Genomic DNA, 15278 nt, shown 5'->3' on the forward strand with positions numbered 1-15278 from the left:
GACGCGACCGGCCCCCACCATGACATTCGGCCGATGTCCTGGCTCGCCTTCCGGCCGCGGGACAGTGATGCTCTCCATCCACCAGGGGTGTTGGTCGTCCATGCAGTCGGCAGTGATCGCGACCCCGGAATCGGTCGGGTGGATCCAGTCCCAGCGAGGGCGGAAGGAGGACTGGTCCACCTTCCCGTACCCGTCGCTGCTCATTGCGTGGTGCCTCGACGGGCCAGGCGAACTTGATGAGCGCCTCGACGGCCCTCCCGAGTCCGTCGGGATGACTGCCGGGTCACTCGGGGTGTGCCACCGCCTCTCTTTGGAGTTGTACCGCCGCGAGCAGGCCAAGGGTCGGCTCTGCTTGCCGTAGTGCCTTCACCGCGGCGACGGAGGTGATGTCCCCGGTGAAGCCGGCAGCGGCCAGCCGGGAGTGGACCCAGCGGGCGCGCAGCCCGCTCTCGGTGGCGGAGGCAGTGGACTCCACCAGTGCGGCGGCGCGTTCCAGGCCCGGGCGTTCCTCCGGTGAAGCCTGCGCCAGTGCCTGGCGCAGGGCCGCCGTGACCACGTCCGCGTCCCGTATGACCAGCACGCACGTGTTCTTCCTGGTCAGTCCCGTGATTCCTGTCATGAGGATCATCCTGGCGGCCATGTTCTGTGCAGACCAAGCGACTTGAGGAGTCTCAGAGGTGGTGTCCTTACGCAGCGGCTTCGGCGTAGGTGCTGCCGATGGAGATGGTGTCCCACCGAAGGGTGCAGCGGCGGTCTCCGCTTCGCCCACCGCCGAGTTGGTCCGTTCCCAGCTCAACATCGTCCCGGACCTGCTCGGACGACCGTTCCCCAAGGTCAAAGCCGTGCCCCTGGCGGCCAAGGCTGGCCTGACCGCCGTCGCCGACGTCTCCGAACGAGATGGGTAGGAGATCCAGTCCACGAATCCTCTGAAACGGGTCAACTGCAAGTCTCAGCGCCGCGTCGACGTCGTCCAGATCGTCCCCACCCCGCCGCCTTCGAACGGCTCGCCACCGCCTGCTCGGCGCCTTCCGCTGTGGGGCCCAGGCAGGTCGCGTCGGCGGGCGGCCGGGGTACGTCTCGCGAACCCAACACCTCAGGAGCCTGCCCGTTGGTGACCAGACAGTGTTGGGCTCGGGTGGGAGTCAGGAAAGCCGGTGGCCATCAGGGCCGGGGCACGCGGAGGTGTTGCCTTTCGGCCAGCTCCTCCGCGCTGACCACGGTCAGAACCGGGGTACCGGCCGGCGCGAACATGGTCACGACCAGCTGGGACTGCGCGTCGGGAAGGTTGTTGGCGCCTTGGTAATGGATCACGTCACCGCCGGGCTCGAATACGGCGTCACCGGCCTTGAGAACCCGGGGCGGCTGTCCCTCCAGCTCGAAGAGGATCTCGCCCTGGGTCACGTAGCCGAAGAGCGGCCCCGGGTGCCGGTGCGGCGGCGCGCCGGGGTCACCGGGCTGCAGGGTGACCAGGACGGTCCTGGCCTCGGTGTCGGCCGCGATCCGGGATGCGACATCCGGCAGGGTCACGATTATCTCAACGCCCGGGGGCAGGTGCGTGGGTGTGTGCTCAGTGCTCATCTATGCCTCCTGAAAGGGATGTCGACAGTAGAGACAAGACTGCTTGCTCGTTTGTGACACGCCTGACGGCTCCCAGCGCGGGGTCGCTGCAGGTGCCGACGACCGCCCTCGCGGCGGTACCGGCGACCGCGCACGAGATCCAGGACGTGCGGTGGTGCATGGTTGCCCACGGTGGTTGTACTCGGTTGGTCATGTCAGGGGCAGCCCGCACACGTCCCTCGACGCATGACTGCGTGTGGCACGTGCTCGAACCGATCCGGTCGCTGATCACCTCTGAGCCGGACGTGCATGAGCCGCTCCAGACTGACGCCGGCGTGCCACTGGACTGCGCCCTTTCCCGACCGACCGGCGGCACCGCCGTGTCACACATGGCTGGGGCGCGCGGCCGTAGTGAGTGACGATCAAGGTGATCGGAGCGGACCCGGCTTCCAGGACCTCGCGCATGCCCTCGACCGCAAGGCCGCCGAGGGAAAGCCCGCTGAGTGACGCCCCGAGCCCGCGCGCCGCGCGCCCGTCGGGCCCCTGTCACAAAAACCGTCGCTGCTTGGTCTTTGCTGGTACGCAGAGAACTTCCCGAAAGGATCCCCCCATGAAGGCCGTAGTCGTCGGCGGAACCGGGCTCATCGGCTCGAAGGTCGTCCGCAAGCTCAACGACCACGGGCACGAAGCCGTCCCGGCCGCGCCCAGCACGGGCGTCAACACACTGACGGGAGAGGGCCTGGCCGAGGTGCTGAAGGGCGCGCAGATCGTGATCGACGTTTCCAACTCGCCCTCGTACGAGGACGAAGCCGTGATGCAGTTCTTCCGCACCAGCACCACCAACCTCCTCCAGGCGGCCGCGGAGGCAGGTGTCACTCACTACGCCGCGCTCTCCATCGTCGGTACCGACCGGCTCCCGGACAACGGCTACTTCCGCGCCAAGCTGGCCCAAGAGGAGCTGATCAAGGCGTCGGGCCTCTCGTACTCCATCGTGCACGCCACGCAGTTCTTCGAGTTCATGAACGGGATCGCGGACTCGGCGACCGAGGGTGACACGGTGCGCATCGCTCCCGTCAAGTTCCAGCCCATCTACTCCGACGACGTGGCCACCGCCGTCGCCCGCACCGCGGCCGGCGCTCCCCTCGACGGGACGGTGGAGATCGCCGGCCCCGACACGTTCCGGTTCGACGAGCTGGTCCGCGACGTGCTCACTGCCCAGAACGACCCCCGCTCGGTGGTCGCGGACCCGCACGCCCCGTACTTCGGATCCGAGCTGCAAGAGGCCTCGCTCGTGCCCGGTGCCGGCGCGCAGCTCGCCGGGACCCGGTTCGCCGACTGGTTCGCGCAGCAGAAGTGACGTGCGCGGATGGCCCTGCCCCCCCCCGGGAGGGGCAGGGCCATCCGGCACGCGGGCAGCGGCTTCACCCCGCCGCACGTGTACGTCTTCACCGGCCGACCCGGGTGGGTACGCCGGGCGCTCACGGTACGCACCCTCAGTACCCGGGACACTACGACCGGTTCGGGACGTCCTGAAGCGCGGCCCCGGAATCGAATGGCGGCATGCCGGTCGCGGCGTGTCCGTTCGTCGAACCCGGGAGGGTCTGTTCGGTCCAGATGGCCTTTCCTTGAGCGGTGTAGCGGCTGCCCCAGCGTTCGCACAGGGCGCTGATGAGCTGGAGGCCCCGGCCCCCTTCGTCCGTCGCCGAGGCGCGTCGGATGCGGGGCATGGTCAAGCTCGCGTCGGACACTTCGCAGACGAGGGTTCCGCTGCACAGGAGCCGCAGCCCGATGGGCCCCCTGGCATGCCGGACGACGTTCCCGACGAGCTCGCTGGCCAGAAGTTCCGTCGTCATGACCAGATCGTCCAGATGCCATTGAGCAAGCTGCTCCCGTACGTGTCGGCGGGCCTCGCCCGCGGCCTGCGGTCCCTCCGGCAGATCCCAGGAGGCCATCTGCCGGTCGGCCATGGTGTGCAGACGCGCGATCAGCAAGGCCGCGTCGTCGGTGGTGGGCTGTCCACCGGGCAGCAGGCCCGCGGTGACTTTGTCGCACAGATCCTCCAGATCCGGGCAACAGGCGGTACGGGGGAGCAGATCGGCGAGCTGGGCCATGCCCTGGTCGATCTCCCGCTTCGGTGATTCCACGAGGCCGTCGGTGTAGAGGATCAGCAGGCTGTCCGCCGGCAGCCGTAGTTGCGTCGTCTCGAACGGAGGCAGCGCCGCGCCCAGGGGAGGGTTGACGGCGACCTCGGGGAAGTAGGCGCCGCCGTCGGGCCGGACGACGAGCGGCGGTGGATGTCCCGCCCGTACCAAGGTGCACGACCCGTCGGTGGAGTCGTAGAGCGCGTACAGGCACGTCGCGTACGACTGATCGCTGAGAGCGCCGACGATGTCGTTGAGGTGGCCCATGATCTCGTCGGGCGGCAGTTCCAGGGCGGCCAGCGTGTGCAGCGCGGTGCGCAGGCGTCCCATGGTCGCGGCCTGGGGCAGACCATGGCCCATCACGTCACCGACGACCAGGGCGACCTGGCCCGCGGACAGCGGGATCAGGTCGTACCAGTCGCCGCCCACGTCACGGGTCTCCCCGGCCGGCAGATATCGTGCCGCCGCGGTGACCTCGGGCACGGTGGGCAGCCGCAGGGGGAGCAGCGCCCGCTGGAGTTCCTGGGAGCGGGTGAGCTCGGCGTCGTAGAGCCGGGCTCTTTCCAGGGCGTGCGCCACGAGCGCGCTGATGGTGATGAGGAGCGTGCGTTCCTCGGACGTGAGATGTCGCGGGGTGTCGAAGGAGATGACACACACGCCGAAGGTGCGGTCGGAGACCGTCAACGGGAGGAAGGCCCAGGCCTTCTTGTCGGTCGGCGGCCGGGCGGCCCTGTCGGGGAAGGCTGAGGCCCATTCGTCCTGGGACGAGTAGAAGCGTGGCTCCCCGGTCAGGACCGCCTGTCCGGCGGGATCGGTGTCGGACAGGTCCATGCCGTGCGATCCGCCCATGTGACGCAGAAAGGTACTCGGGTAGCCGACGGAGCCGATGTGCACCAGCTTCTGGTCCTCGGTGACCAGCACGAGCAGCCCTTGGGCGTCGAACGGCGGCAGGACCCGCTGGGCGACGGCGGTCACCACGTCCTGCGAGGTGGTTGCCGCCGCGAGCTGTGTGGTCAGCTCCGCCGTCCGGCTCGCCCGCTCGGCCGCGGACTGGATGGCCGCCGCCTGCTCGGCTTCTCGGCGGCGCCGGTCGGTGACGTCCGTGAAGTACAGGGTGAGCCCGCTGGGCACGGGAACGAGCCGCAGGTGGTAGCAGCGGCCGGTATCGGCCATCTTGACGTCGAAACCGACGGCGACGGACTGTTCGGCGCCGCTGCGGCACCGCCTCTCCAGGTCGGGCATCCGGCGCAGCGCGGGCAGGTCCCACAGCTCGCGTCCGAAGAGCTGTTCGCCCTGCGAACCGAGAATCTGTTCCGCCTCCAGGTTGGCGAACGTGATGCGCCAGTCGTCGTCCACGGACAGGAAGGCGTCACTCATGTGCTGCAACGCACGGCTCAGCGCGTCGCGGGTGGAGCGTGCGCCTTCGCTCGCCCACCCCTTGCCGATGATGCGCGTGACCTGGCCCTGGTCGTCGAGGACGACGTGACCGGATGCCCGCGTCCACGTGTAGTGCCCGCTGCTGTCCCGGACCCGGTATTCGGCTTCGAACGGAGCGTGCGTGCGGATGGTGCGTTCGGCGGCTGCCAGGGTGCTCGCCAGGTCGTCGGGGTGCACCACCCGCATCCAGCTCTCGACGGCGGGCACGAAGGCCGCCGGATCGGTCTGGTAGACCTTCATGGCGACCTCGTCCCACAGCAGCTCACCGGTGCGCACGTCCCACTCCCAGGAGCCGACCGGTGTGGTTTCGAGGTCGGTGCACAGGCGTGCGGGAGCGGGAATCCTTTGCAGACGGTCCGCGGCCCACTCGGCCACCTGGGTGAGAAACGTCCACTGCGCGGGGGTCGGTTCCTCGTTGCCCCCGGTGAGGCAGGTGATCGCCCCGATGGCCCGGTGCACCTGGTTCAGGGGTACGGAGATGAAACCGAGCCGTGAATGAAGCGGCGCGGTGGGTTCGGCAGAGTCGCCGAGGAGGGGGGCCACCCACACGTGCTCACCCGAGCGTACGGCGCGGGCCGTCGCGGTGGGCCCGTCCTGGTCGACGACCTCCCAGGTCCGCATGAGGGACGACGGCAGCCCGGCGGACGCCACCAGGCGCAGAGCCGACATGGGGCCTCGCAGGTAGACGGTTCCCCCGGCGCAGCCCAGCTCCGCGACGGAGTGCTCAAGGGCGAGCCGAAGGACCTCGCTCTCCGTGATGTCGTCGTCAGCGGTGTCGAGTAGATCCAGCCGCTTGATCACAAGGACAATATAAGAGGAAATACGGCACATGACACCGACGGTTCTGCCCGCTGGTGTCCCTTGCCCGGCATGAGGTACATCGGCAGAAGCGGGAGTGGACGCGGTGGATCGGCCACGGCCGGTGTCCGGCCCTGGTGCAGATCGGCGCCGCGCTGGACATTCGCTCGGTGCCTTGCGCGGCGACCCGCACGACCCGGGTGTGGCCACGGCGGCCCTCGGGCGGTCTCGGGCTCCGGTCTGCTTCGTCCTCGCGGCAGACCCAGGCGACCGGGTCCGTCGCGATGCCGATTCCCATGCGTCGGCCCGGCCGGCTGGGGGAGTTTACCTGGGCAGTGATCCTGGACTCCCGGTGAAGACAGCCCCGCCTCGTGCTGGAAAGCCTTCAACAGCGGGAGCGCAGCATGCGGCGCATCCGGTCGGCCCGGTCCAGGAGGTTCGTGCGGACGACCGGGACAGCCTGTGCCGCCAGGTCTTCCGCTCGTCCCACGAAGGCCAGGTCGATACCGAACGGCGGGAAGAGCCATTTGGTGTAGGTCGTCGCCGGCATGGTTCCGCTGTGGTGCATGTTCGGCACGAGATCGAGGTAGGCCTCCGCATAGGGCCTCAGCAAGTCGTTCTGGCCCGCGCTCCAGAACGGCGTCGCAACTGAGTGGACCGAAGCGATGGGCACCGCGCGGTCCGTCACCAGCGTCTGCCACACCGCCTTCTTCTCTGCCGCGTCCGGGGTCGCAGCGCGGACCTGGAGTCTGCTGACCCACGCTTCGGGGTCCGGGTCGCGGTCGAGCAGAGCCTGTGCTTCGGCTGCGGTCGGGCTTCCGAGCTGAGCCTTGCGAACCAGGGCTCGCCACTGGAGATCGATGTCCTCCCCGGCCTCGGTCTGGAGCCACGCGACGTCCTCCGGTTCGGCCGCAGTGCGAGCGAAGCCGCGCAACGCCGCTTTACGGTAGGCGCCGACGCCGGAGAGGGTGCGGCACGCCGCAGCCACTGCTCGCAGCAATTCGTCCCGCTCCGATTCCGGGCTCCACAGATCCGCGGCCTCGACAGCCAGGTTGAGGTACGGCTCGATCACCGAGGCGGACGTCTCGACAGCAAGCACTCGGGTCAGGCACTGCACCGCTTCGGCGGCACTCGCTTCGCCGTTGATCAGCATGTCCCAGGCCGTGGTGACGGCGACACCTCGCGCGGTCGCAGTGGGCAGGCGGGCGGCGTTACCGAAGAACGCGTCTCTGGTCGTGGCGTCAGGTCTCGTCGAGGCGAAGGTCAGGTCTTCATCGTTGACCAGATACAGGTCGGCTCCTGCCGGCAGGTCGAGCCGAGTCCGTTCGCCCGCGACCTCGACTTCGACGAGTGCCATCCGCTCAAGGCGGTCTCCTGAACGCTCGTAGGCGCCGACGGCCAGCACATGCCGGCGCGGCGAGCCATCCGGACCCTGGGCGACCAGGGCAAACCCATCCTCGTCGTGGTCAAGAGTCAGCCGGTCGGTGCCCGCTGTTTCCAGCCATCCCGCGCGCCACTGGTCCAGGTCACGTCCGCTGGCGTCGGCGACCGCATCGATCAGGTCCGTCAGCGTGGTGCTGCCCCAGGCATGCGTGGTGAAGTAGCTGGTCAGACCCGCGGAGAACTCCGCCTCGCCGACGTACGTCATCAACTGCTGCAGGACGGACGCGCCCTTGGGGTAGGTGATGGCGTCAAAGGTCGCTGCAGCCTCCGCCACGTCGCGGACCTGCTGGCGGATCGGGTGAGTCGTCGGTCCCTGGTCCATGAAATAGGCTTTGAGTTTCTCGCCGGCCAGATGTGCCGTCCAGGCATCGGTGTACGACGTCGCGCTCACCGCGGCCCAATTGCTGGCGAACTCCGCGAACGCCTCGTTCAGCCAAAGGTCGTCCCACCAGCGCATCGTGACGATGTTGCCGAACCACATGTGCGCGAGCTCGTGCAACAGGTAGCGCGAGAAGATGTCCCACTCCGCTCTGGTCGGCGTGCTCCTGCGCAGGAACCAGTCCATCCAGGTGACGCAGCCGAAGTTCTCCATCGCGCCGGGGAACTCGGGCGTGAAGACCTGGTCGTACTTGTGCTGCGGAAACGGCATGCCGAACTTGGCGGCGAAGAACTCGAGCCCTTGGGTGGTCAGGGTGAACAGCTCGTCGGCGTCCCGGTCCAGGATCGAAGCCAGCGACTGGCGGGCGAAGAGCCCGAGATCATGACCGGCTCCGTGACGACGCAATTCGTAGTACGGGCCCGCGTTGATCACGGTGTTGTACGCCGCCAGCGGCGGCGTCGGCGGGAAGCTCCAGCGTCGCACGGTGCCGAGGTCTTCGATCTGCGGGTCACCGCTGTTGCTCAACACCCGCCAGCCGGCGGGAGCGGTCACGGTGAACGCCCACGGCGCCTTGAGGTCCGGCTGATCGAAGCAGGCCGACACGTACCGGGCGTAGTCGGGAGCGAAGTCGGTGTAGACATACGTCTCGCCGTCGGCGGGATCGACCGCCTTGTGCACGCCCCGGCCATCGGCCGAGCACTCCGTCACCGAGGTCACCGCGAGGACGTTGCGCTCGGCAAGATCGGTCAGTGCGATCCGGCCCCCATCAGCCGGCCGCAGCACGACCCCGTTGAGCGTGGCGCTCTCGACCGTCGCCGCGCAATCGACGAAGGTCTCAGCGCCGGACCGGTGACACGTAAAGGTGATCGTCGACTCGCACCGGACCCGCGAGCCGGTCATCAGATCCGAAAGGTCGACGGCAACGTCATACCGCTCCACGGTCAGCATGCTCGCCCGCGTCTCGGCCTCGGTTTGGGTGAGACTCCTGCCGCTCATCGCTTTCCCTCTCGAAGATTCGTTCATTCCCTACGAACAATCCACCCAAAAACAAGAAGCCCATATGAATCGGGCGTCTCCAGCGCATCGCCTGACGACGGACATGACTGGCCTTCCATCACTACAAGCCGAACTCAGAGTCGGCTCCACGAGGGCCTCCTCGCCGCCGTGATCGCACCAACACGTGATGAGATCATTCGACACCTGTGGACCTCGGAAAGTCGCGCTTCAGCCGCAGCGGCTGTTCCGTGGCTCCGTCGAACCCACCCGTTCCATGCGCCGGATCTCTCGCTCCGCCGCTTCCAAGTGCCCCAGATCGAGGGCCATCGCGGCACGCCCGGCGAGGTAGAAGATGTCCTGTCGGATCCGACAGTCCAATCCCGGTTGGCGGCACAATTGCAGGAACCGCACCTCGAGACTGAGTTCGATGCGACCCGTCTCGTTCCGGACAGCGGCCGGGAGTGCGGCGTGCCAGAGGTCCTTGGCGTAGTCACGCGTCTGACGGTCGGCCTCGTCAGGCCGGGCTTCCACGGGACGATAGGGGTGATCGGTCCACTCCTCGTCAGCCCAGCAGACGAGTTGGTCCAAGTGCTCTGAGGCGACCGCCAAATCCGGGGGCGAGGAGGAGAGAGCAGTGTCCGCGCCGGCAACCAGCCGGGCGAGACGGTGTCGCGCGTCATCGTTCCCCGCCACGCACATCGCGATGAAGCCCGCCAACACGTCGAGCCTGCGCGCCACCTCTGCCCGCTGCCAGATCTCGTACAGTCCCGCCATTCACCGTTCCTTCTCCGCTGATCGCATCTCCGCGCCCCGAACCCTATGACCCACCCCCGTCAGCGGGTCCAACGGTTTTCCCGGGCTCAGCGAACTGACGAGTAGCCGGTCGACGAACTCCGCAGTGGCCGGTCGCGGAACTGGCCAGGGTCCGGGAACTGTGTCGCTGCTGAGTTCGTGGCGCCGGTATCGTCCGGTTTCCCGGCCCACCGCACGGGCGTCCTATGTTCAGAGAGCGATGCAGATGACCAGCCAGCGAGCAACGACGACCCTGTGGCGCCCCACCGGCCCCAAGGAGCTGGATCTGGTTCGGGAGCTGAACTGGCGTGCCTGGCCGCCCCGGCTGCCCGAGCAGCCGATCTTCTACCCGGTCCTCAACGAGGAGTACGCGGTCAGGATCGCGCGGGACTGGAACGTGAAGCACGACGGCGCCGGCTTCGTCACTCGTTTTGAGGTCGAGTCGGAGTTCTTGAGCCGGTATCCCATCCAGCAGGCCGGCGGGCGGACGATCCTCGAGCTGTGGGTTCCGGCCGAGGAACTGGACGACTTCAACGCCCACATTGTCGGCGAGATCCAGGTGGTCCACGAGTTCCGCTGAACGGGCTTCCCGCGGGAGCTCCACTGGTCAGCCTTGGGATCGTGGCCGCTGCGGGAGCCTCGACCCGTTGCTGATCGAGTTGCCGTGGGGGTGTCGGATCCTGACGATGCGGGCGGTTCTGGAAGCGCGGCGGAATCAGGCCGATGAGATCGTGCGGCCAGGCGGCGGTTCATACGGGCGATCACCGACCAGCGGATGACGGCTTCGCTCGTGTCAGTGCGTCGTTCGTACCGATGTCCCCAGCCGTCAGGCCACTTCACTCGTTGATGCCGCGCTGGTCGGGCGCATCCCACTCGTCGTCCTTGGGGTTCGGTCGCGTGCCCTCCCCGCGGGCAGTGGACGCTTGGGTCCGTTGTCGCGACGGCGTGGTGCGATGTTGAACACCGTCACGCCGGTGACGATGAGCGCGAGGGCGACACTCACGCCGGGGGTGATGGGCTCGCCGAAGAGGGGGACGGCGAGGAGAGCGGTCAGAACGGGGCTGATCGCGCCGGCCGTTGCAGCAAGGGTGCTGCCGAGGGCCCGCACCGCGTAGGCGTAGCACAGGGCCGAGAGCAGTCCTGTCCCGATGCCCTGGAGGCCGGTGAAGAGCAGAACGTCGGAGATGCCGGCGGTGCCGGTCATCAGATGCGAGGGCATGGCGGCGGAGGCGGCAAGCAGGGCGGCTGTGATCGCGGCGGGCGTGCACACGGTGAGCACGACGCCGGTAAGGCCGAGCCCCGTCTGGCGCAGGCCGATCGTGTAGACGGCCCAGGCGCACCCGGCGGTGAGGAGTATGCCGATGCCCGCGGTGGTGGCGGTGGACGTCGTCTGCATCGCAGTCGCTGCGATACCCGTGGTGATCGCGGCCAGGGCGATCAGGCGCCGGGAGGAGATCGGTTCCCGCCACCGGAGATACAGGATCACCGTGACGAACAGCGGGACCGTGCCGGGGATGAGGAGACCGATGAGCGCGGCGGAGGTCAGGTGTCCGCCGAGTTCGGAGAGGAGGAAATGCGGCAGTCCGCCGATGCCGAGCATGAGCAGGACACCGATCCGTTCGCCACGCAGCGCGCGGACGGTCCGCGGCAGCCACGGCGCCAGGATGACGGCCGGTGTCGCGAAGCGGAGAAACGCCACGTCGATCGGGGCGAGGCTGGACGAGCTGATCCCCCTGACCGTCAGGGCGAACGAGGACCACAGGACAACCGCGGCCGCGAGAGCGGCCACTCCCGTAAGCCTTGCACGCATCTGATTGGCCATGGCCAACTCCTTCCATCCCGGCTCGACAGCGAGCAATTTTAGGAAGATGGATGGGGCAGGCGATTGCAAATGCTGCTGCTCTAGGGGCTCTCTGTGGCAGAATCTGCCACATGGTGACCTTGGATGACATCGACCGGCACATCCTGCTGGAACTCCAGAGAGACGGCCGACTCACCAATCAGGAGCTGGCGGATCGCGTGGGTCTCTCGCCGTCGCCGTGCCTGCGGCGTGTGCGGCTCTTGCAGGAGAGCGGCGTGATCAGTGGCTACGCGGCGATGCTCTCCCAGGACGTGCTCGGACTGTCGATCACCGCCTTCGTGCGGATGACGCTCCTCGCCCACACCTCGCAGGTCGTCGATGCCGTCGAAGAGAAGCTCCGCTCGATCCCCGAGGTGGTCGAGGCGTACCTGCTGGCCGGCGATGACGACTACCTCGTCAAGATCGTCATCGACTCCTTCGCCGCGTACGAAGACCTCGTACGGCGAGAGCTGCGGACCCTTCCGTCACTGTCCTCGATCAAGACGACATTCGCCTTCGCCGTCACCAAACCGCCATCGCCGCTCCCCATCCCCTGAGCCGCGCATTCTCACCGCCGTGACCACGGTGAACTGGGCGCGTCTTCTCGTATGCGAGTGGGGACGATTGTGGGTCCGCCCCGCCCTGGAATGAACCATCAGGATCACCAGTTACAGGTGAAACAGGCGAAACCATGTCCTTCTGCTCGGCTTGGAGGTTTCCATGACTGCAGAACTGGACGGATCCACCGCTCTTGTCACCGGCGCCACGGCCGGCATCGGCCGGGCCATCGCCCTTCGCCTGGCAGCGTCGGGAGCCGCGGTCATCGTCCACGGGCGGGACGAGCAGCGAGGTGCTGCGACCGTCGAAGAGATCGCTGCCGCAGGCGGGAAGGCCTGGTTCGTTGCTGCGGATCTGAGCCGCTCCGAAGATGTCCTGCGCCTTGCCGCCGAAGCAGGCGATGTGGACATTCTGATCAACAACGCCGGTATCTACCGGTTCGCCAGTACGCCGGACACCACCGCCGAGATGTTCGACACGCAGATGGCCGTCAACTCACGCGCGCCGATGCTGCTGGTCGGTGCCCTCGCGTCGGGAATGGCTGCACGGGGGCGTGGGGCCGTCGTGAATGTGAGCACGGCGGCGGCTGCCACGCCGGTGCGCGGAGCGGGCGCTTACGGGGCATCCAAAGCCGCACTCGAACTGCTCACACGAGTGTGGGCTGACGAGTTCGGCGCCCAAGGCGTCCGCGTGAACGCCGTGGCTCCGGGGCCCGTCGCCACCCCCGGGACGGAGGTCATGGGAGACGACGCCCTCCAGGCGATCGGGCGAACCACCGTACTGGGGCGGGTTGCAGACCCTGAAGAGATCGCGGAGGCGGTTCTGTTCCTTGTCTCCTCCCGCGCCAGCTACATCACCGGCGCGATTCTGGAGGCACGTGGCGGACAGCTCGCGATCGGCTGACTCCGGGCCGGGCCGCGATGGGATCTTCCTTTCGTGGTGGGCCCTCGAAGCAGGGTCGCCCAGGGCGCAGCGCGCTTCCGACGCCGCCGGCTGCGAACGGGCAGTTGCTGTGTGACAGCGCCGTGAAAGTACGGGACGGGCGTGCGGGGGATCGAGCAGCGCGTGCCCCTGCGCCACGCCGGCGGCAGCCTGCACACTGCGCCCAGCGAACGCTAGAACAAGGAGGACACGGGAGCGGTCGTGGTCCCGCCGTGGGGCGGGGGGTCTGGCAGAGCCGGGACGTCGACGGCTTCCATGCCGTCCTGGACGAGGCGCAAGTACCGCCGCCACAGGTGCGGTTGCGTGTCCTGCAGGCGTGATGCTGTCAGGTAGATCTCGCTCATCAGCAGCAGGATGTGCTGTCCGGTGATGTCCTGGCGAAAGACAGGAGCCACTGCCAGCGTCTGCGCTCCGTGACGAGGGTGGTGGCGACGAGGAACGACACGGGCACTGCCGCGTAGGCGGGCCACACCACCCACGCGGCGATCACGGCCGCCGCGAGCTGGATCAGCACGAGCAGGATCGTGACCGTACCCGAGACAGGGGCGATCACCTGCTTTTTGTCCCCCGGAGTGGCGAAGACGGTCGGCAGTCCGATCAGCGCCACCACTGCCAGGACGGCGAGGAACCAGGAGTACTCGGACACTGCCCATGGCGCGGCCACCCAGGCGACGAGTTCCGTCGTGAAGCGCAAGGCGGATGCGATGCGGTCGTCCGGTCTCTCCATGTCCCTCCCCCCAGAAGCGTTGACCACCGGCGGGAGATCTTACGACGATTCACGCGAACGCGGTCTGATGAGCCGCATCAAATCACCGTCACCACCGTGCTGTTCCGACAGTGCCTTGTCGTACATGACCGCTTCACTTGCCCGCGCGGCGGCTACCGGGGCAGTTCCGTGCCGGCCTTTTCGGCGACCATGTAGCGCGCGTACCAGTCGGGCCAGTCCGGGTCCTCGGCGCCGGTGCGTGCCTCATGCTCGCCGTGCGCGGCCGCGGCCCGGCGCAGGGCGCCCACCAGGTCCTCGGTCGAGGCGAATGCCGTGCTCGCGGGGTCCAGCCGGCCCGGGAGCCGGGTGGTGACCTCCTGCAGGATCCAGCCGTTGCCGTCCGGGTCGTCGAACGACAGGAACGAGCCGTAGCTGCTGCGCTGCGGGTCCGGACCGGGCACCCGGGCATCGGCCCCGGCGTGGTGGAAGACTCCGCCGGCGTCGTGGAAGACCTCGCTGGGCTCGGCGCCGCGCCGGTTCAGCTCGTCGTGGGCGGCGTCGATGTCGTCCACGATCAGGTGCAGCCCCCGTGCCGACCCCGGCGCCTGGTCGGTGACCGAGGTGCCGAAGATGACCGACGCCGGGGAGCCGGGCGGGGTGACCTGGACGACCCGGAAGTCCTCGCCGTTGGCCACGTCCGCGTCGAGCCGCCAGCCCAGGGCCGTGTAGAAATCCTTGGCCCGGTCGACATCGGACACCGGCACCACCACGACCTCGAGTTTCATGTCCATGACTTGTGCCTCCTGTGCGGGAACGACTTGCCGACGCTTACGAGACTGACCGGGCGGCCGCCGCTTCGCACCAGGAGAACTCACGGGTCGGCAGGCGGCAGGGGACACCGGGGGAGGGGGAGGGGCCCGGCGGCGGATTCCGGATCTCGGCCCCGGCGCTCGGAGCCGTGCGCCTACCCGAGTCGCGGAGTTCTTCCAGCCCCAGGACTGGTAACAGCTGTTACCATCGGGGTGTGGCGAAGACACAGCTGGGCGCGCGCGTCGACAGCGAGATCAAGGAACTGGCGGAAGCCCGCGCCAGGGACCGAGGCCTGAGCCTCGGCGACTACATCGCCGTCCTCGTGCAGGAGGACACCGAAGGACTGCGGCAGCGGGGTCTGGACGCCGCGGAACGGTTCCTCACCGAGCACCAGGGTGTCTTCGACGAAGCCGAAGACGCCGACTGCCACACCCCCGGAGCACACGCCGCGTAATGGACCTGCACATCGACGTCCCCTGGATCCTGAGGGTCGCGGAGATCGCGGGGGCAGGCGATCCCGCCCCCGAGGACTACGGAGTGCCGGTGGCCGCGGTCGCTGCTCACCGGGCCGAGCTGCTGGACCAGCCCGTCTACGACGGCCCCTACGCCCGCGCCGCCGCCCTGGTGCACGTCCTCGGCCGCTGCCGATGGCTGGAGCGCTCCAACCTGGCCGTGGCCGCTGCGACGGGCGTGATGTATCTGGAGGCTTCCGGGATACCGGTCAAGCCCGCCCGGGAGGATGCCGTCGCCCTGCGCGACCTGCTGCGGCATCCCGCCTGCACCACTGCAAAGATCGCCACCTTGTTGCGCGGCTGGCCCAGGGCCACCTGATCCCCAGCCGGGTATGAGGCTCGCGCGATCCTGCGCAGACGGCGTCTC

The 15278-nt window shown here is 68.3% G+C and carries 14 protein-coding genes; 6 read left to right on the plus strand and 8 right to left on the minus strand.

Going from position 1 to position 15278, the window contains the following annotated elements:
• Positions 1-283 precede the first annotated feature (283 nt).
• Positions 284-619: a hypothetical protein gene (locus ACZ7OY_RS24645; protein ID WP_471913363.1), complete on the minus strand. Its 336-nt coding sequence runs from the start codon at positions 617-619 to the stop codon at positions 284-286.
• A gap of 542 nt (positions 620-1161) precedes the next feature.
• Positions 1162-1578: a cupin domain-containing protein gene (locus tag ACZ7OY_RS24650; RefSeq protein WP_471913364.1), complete on the minus strand. Its 417-nt coding sequence runs from the start codon at positions 1576-1578 to the stop codon at positions 1162-1164.
• Positions 1579-2167: 589 nt separating this feature from the next.
• Between ACZ7OY_RS24650 and ACZ7OY_RS24655 the strand changes: the two genes are divergently transcribed.
• Entirely contained in the window at positions 2168-2914 is a 747-nt protein-coding gene (locus ACZ7OY_RS24655; RefSeq protein ID WP_471913365.1) for an SDR family oxidoreductase, read from the plus strand.
• A gap of 151 nt (positions 2915-3065) precedes the next feature.
• On the opposite strand, the gene ACZ7OY_RS24660 is transcribed toward ACZ7OY_RS24655, so the two are convergent.
• From ACZ7OY_RS24660 to ACZ7OY_RS24670, 3 genes are all read right to left on the minus strand, one after another.
• Entirely contained in the window at positions 3066-5966 is a 2901-nt protein-coding gene (locus ACZ7OY_RS24660) for a SpoIIE family protein phosphatase (protein ID WP_471913366.1), read from the minus strand.
• A 352-nt stretch (positions 5967-6318) separates the two neighbouring features.
• The gene (pepN, locus tag ACZ7OY_RS24665; protein ID WP_471913367.1) at positions 6319-8778 is read right to left on the minus strand and encodes an aminopeptidase N; all 2460 of its coding nucleotides are present in this window, start codon (positions 8776-8778) and stop codon (positions 6319-6321) included.
• Between the two features lie 201 nt (positions 8779-8979).
• Positions 8980-9525, minus strand: coding sequence for a hypothetical protein (locus tag ACZ7OY_RS24670; RefSeq protein WP_471913368.1), 546 nt, complete (start codon positions 9523-9525; stop codon positions 8980-8982).
• Between the two features lie 238 nt (positions 9526-9763).
• Between ACZ7OY_RS24670 and ACZ7OY_RS24675 the strand changes: the two genes are divergently transcribed.
• Positions 9764-10123 (plus strand): hypothetical protein, encoded by a 360-nt coding sequence (locus ACZ7OY_RS24675; protein WP_471913369.1) that lies wholly within the window; start codon positions 9764-9766, stop codon positions 10121-10123.
• Positions 10124-10369: 246 nt separating this feature from the next.
• Here the strand turns inward: ACZ7OY_RS24675 and ACZ7OY_RS24680 are convergent, their stop codons facing one another.
• Entirely contained in the window at positions 10370-11365 is a 996-nt protein-coding gene (locus ACZ7OY_RS24680; RefSeq protein WP_471913370.1) for a DMT family transporter, read from the minus strand.
• A 110-nt stretch (positions 11366-11475) separates the two neighbouring features.
• Here ACZ7OY_RS24680 and ACZ7OY_RS24685 point away from each other — a divergent pair, with 110 nt between their 5' ends.
• Together ACZ7OY_RS24685 and ACZ7OY_RS24690 are read left to right on the plus strand one after the other, a co-directional pair.
• Positions 11476-11940, plus strand: a complete 465-nt coding sequence (locus ACZ7OY_RS24685; protein ID WP_471913371.1) for an Lrp/AsnC family transcriptional regulator — start codon at positions 11476-11478, stop codon at positions 11938-11940.
• A gap of 163 nt (positions 11941-12103) precedes the next feature.
• The gene (locus tag ACZ7OY_RS24690; RefSeq protein WP_471913372.1) at positions 12104-12844 is read left to right on the plus strand and encodes an SDR family NAD(P)-dependent oxidoreductase; all 741 of its coding nucleotides are present in this window, start codon (positions 12104-12106) and stop codon (positions 12842-12844) included.
• Positions 12845-13226: 382 nt separating this feature from the next.
• Here ACZ7OY_RS24690 and ACZ7OY_RS24695 read toward each other — a convergent pair whose 3' ends face one another.
• Positions 13227-13610, minus strand: coding sequence for a hypothetical protein (locus ACZ7OY_RS24695; RefSeq protein WP_471913373.1), 384 nt, complete (start codon positions 13608-13610; stop codon positions 13227-13229).
• A gap of 152 nt (positions 13611-13762) precedes the next feature.
• Entirely contained in the window at positions 13763-14380 is a 618-nt protein-coding gene (locus ACZ7OY_RS24700) for a VOC family protein (RefSeq protein WP_471913374.1), read from the minus strand.
• 233 nt (positions 14381-14613) lie between these two features.
• Between ACZ7OY_RS24700 and ACZ7OY_RS24705 the strand changes: the two genes are divergently transcribed.
• Both ACZ7OY_RS24705 and ACZ7OY_RS24710 read left to right on the plus strand, forming a co-directional pair.
• Positions 14614-14853, plus strand: a complete 240-nt coding sequence (locus tag ACZ7OY_RS24705) for a hypothetical protein (protein WP_351615029.1) — start codon at positions 14614-14616, stop codon at positions 14851-14853.
• Positions 14853-15230: a fic family toxin-antitoxin system, toxin component gene (locus ACZ7OY_RS24710; RefSeq protein ID WP_471913375.1), complete on the plus strand. Its 378-nt coding sequence runs from the start codon at positions 14853-14855 to the stop codon at positions 15228-15230. The genes ACZ7OY_RS24705 and ACZ7OY_RS24710 overlap by 1 nt, the downstream gene beginning before the upstream one ends.
• Positions 15231-15278 lie beyond the last annotated feature (48 nt).

It is taken from the genome of Streptomyces sp. NPDC107559 (assembly GCF_055657365.1).

Coding starts and splice junctions, on each gene's coding strand:
- ACZ7OY_RS24690 (WP_471913372.1), top strand. CDS start 12,104: ATGACTGCAGAACTGGACGGATCCACCGCTCTTGTCACCGGCGCCACG.
- ACZ7OY_RS24650 (WP_471913364.1), bottom strand. CDS start 1,578: ATGAGCACTGAGCACACACCCACGCACCTGCCCCCGGGCGTTGAGATA.
- ACZ7OY_RS24655 (WP_471913365.1), top strand. CDS start 2,168: ATGAAGGCCGTAGTCGTCGGCGGAACCGGGCTCATCGGCTCGAAGGTC.
- ACZ7OY_RS24680 (WP_471913370.1), bottom strand. CDS start 11,365: ATGGCCAATCAGATGCGTGCAAGGCTTACGGGAGTGGCCGCTCTCGCG.
- ACZ7OY_RS24695 (WP_471913373.1), bottom strand. CDS start 13,610: ATGGAGAGACCGGACGACCGCATCGCATCCGCCTTGCGCTTCACGACG.
- ACZ7OY_RS24685 (WP_471913371.1), top strand. CDS start 11,476: ATGGTGACCTTGGATGACATCGACCGGCACATCCTGCTGGAACTCCAG.
- ACZ7OY_RS24670 (WP_471913368.1), bottom strand. CDS start 9,525: ATGGCGGGACTGTACGAGATCTGGCAGCGGGCAGAGGTGGCGCGCAGG.
- ACZ7OY_RS24710 (WP_471913375.1), top strand. CDS start 14,853: ATGGACCTGCACATCGACGTCCCCTGGATCCTGAGGGTCGCGGAGATC.
- pepN (WP_471913367.1), bottom strand. CDS start 8,778: ATGAACGAATCTTCGAGAGGGAAAGCGATGAGCGGCAGGAGTCTCACC.
- ACZ7OY_RS24660 (WP_471913366.1), bottom strand. CDS start 5,966: ATGTGCCGTATTTCCTCTTATATTGTCCTTGTGATCAAGCGGCTGGAT.
- ACZ7OY_RS24675 (WP_471913369.1), top strand. CDS start 9,764: ATGCAGATGACCAGCCAGCGAGCAACGACGACCCTGTGGCGCCCCACC.
- ACZ7OY_RS24700 (WP_471913374.1), bottom strand. CDS start 14,380: ATGGACATGAAACTCGAGGTCGTGGTGGTGCCGGTGTCCGATGTCGAC.
- ACZ7OY_RS24645 (WP_471913363.1), bottom strand. CDS start 619: ATGACAGGAATCACGGGACTGACCAGGAAGAACACGTGCGTGCTGGTC.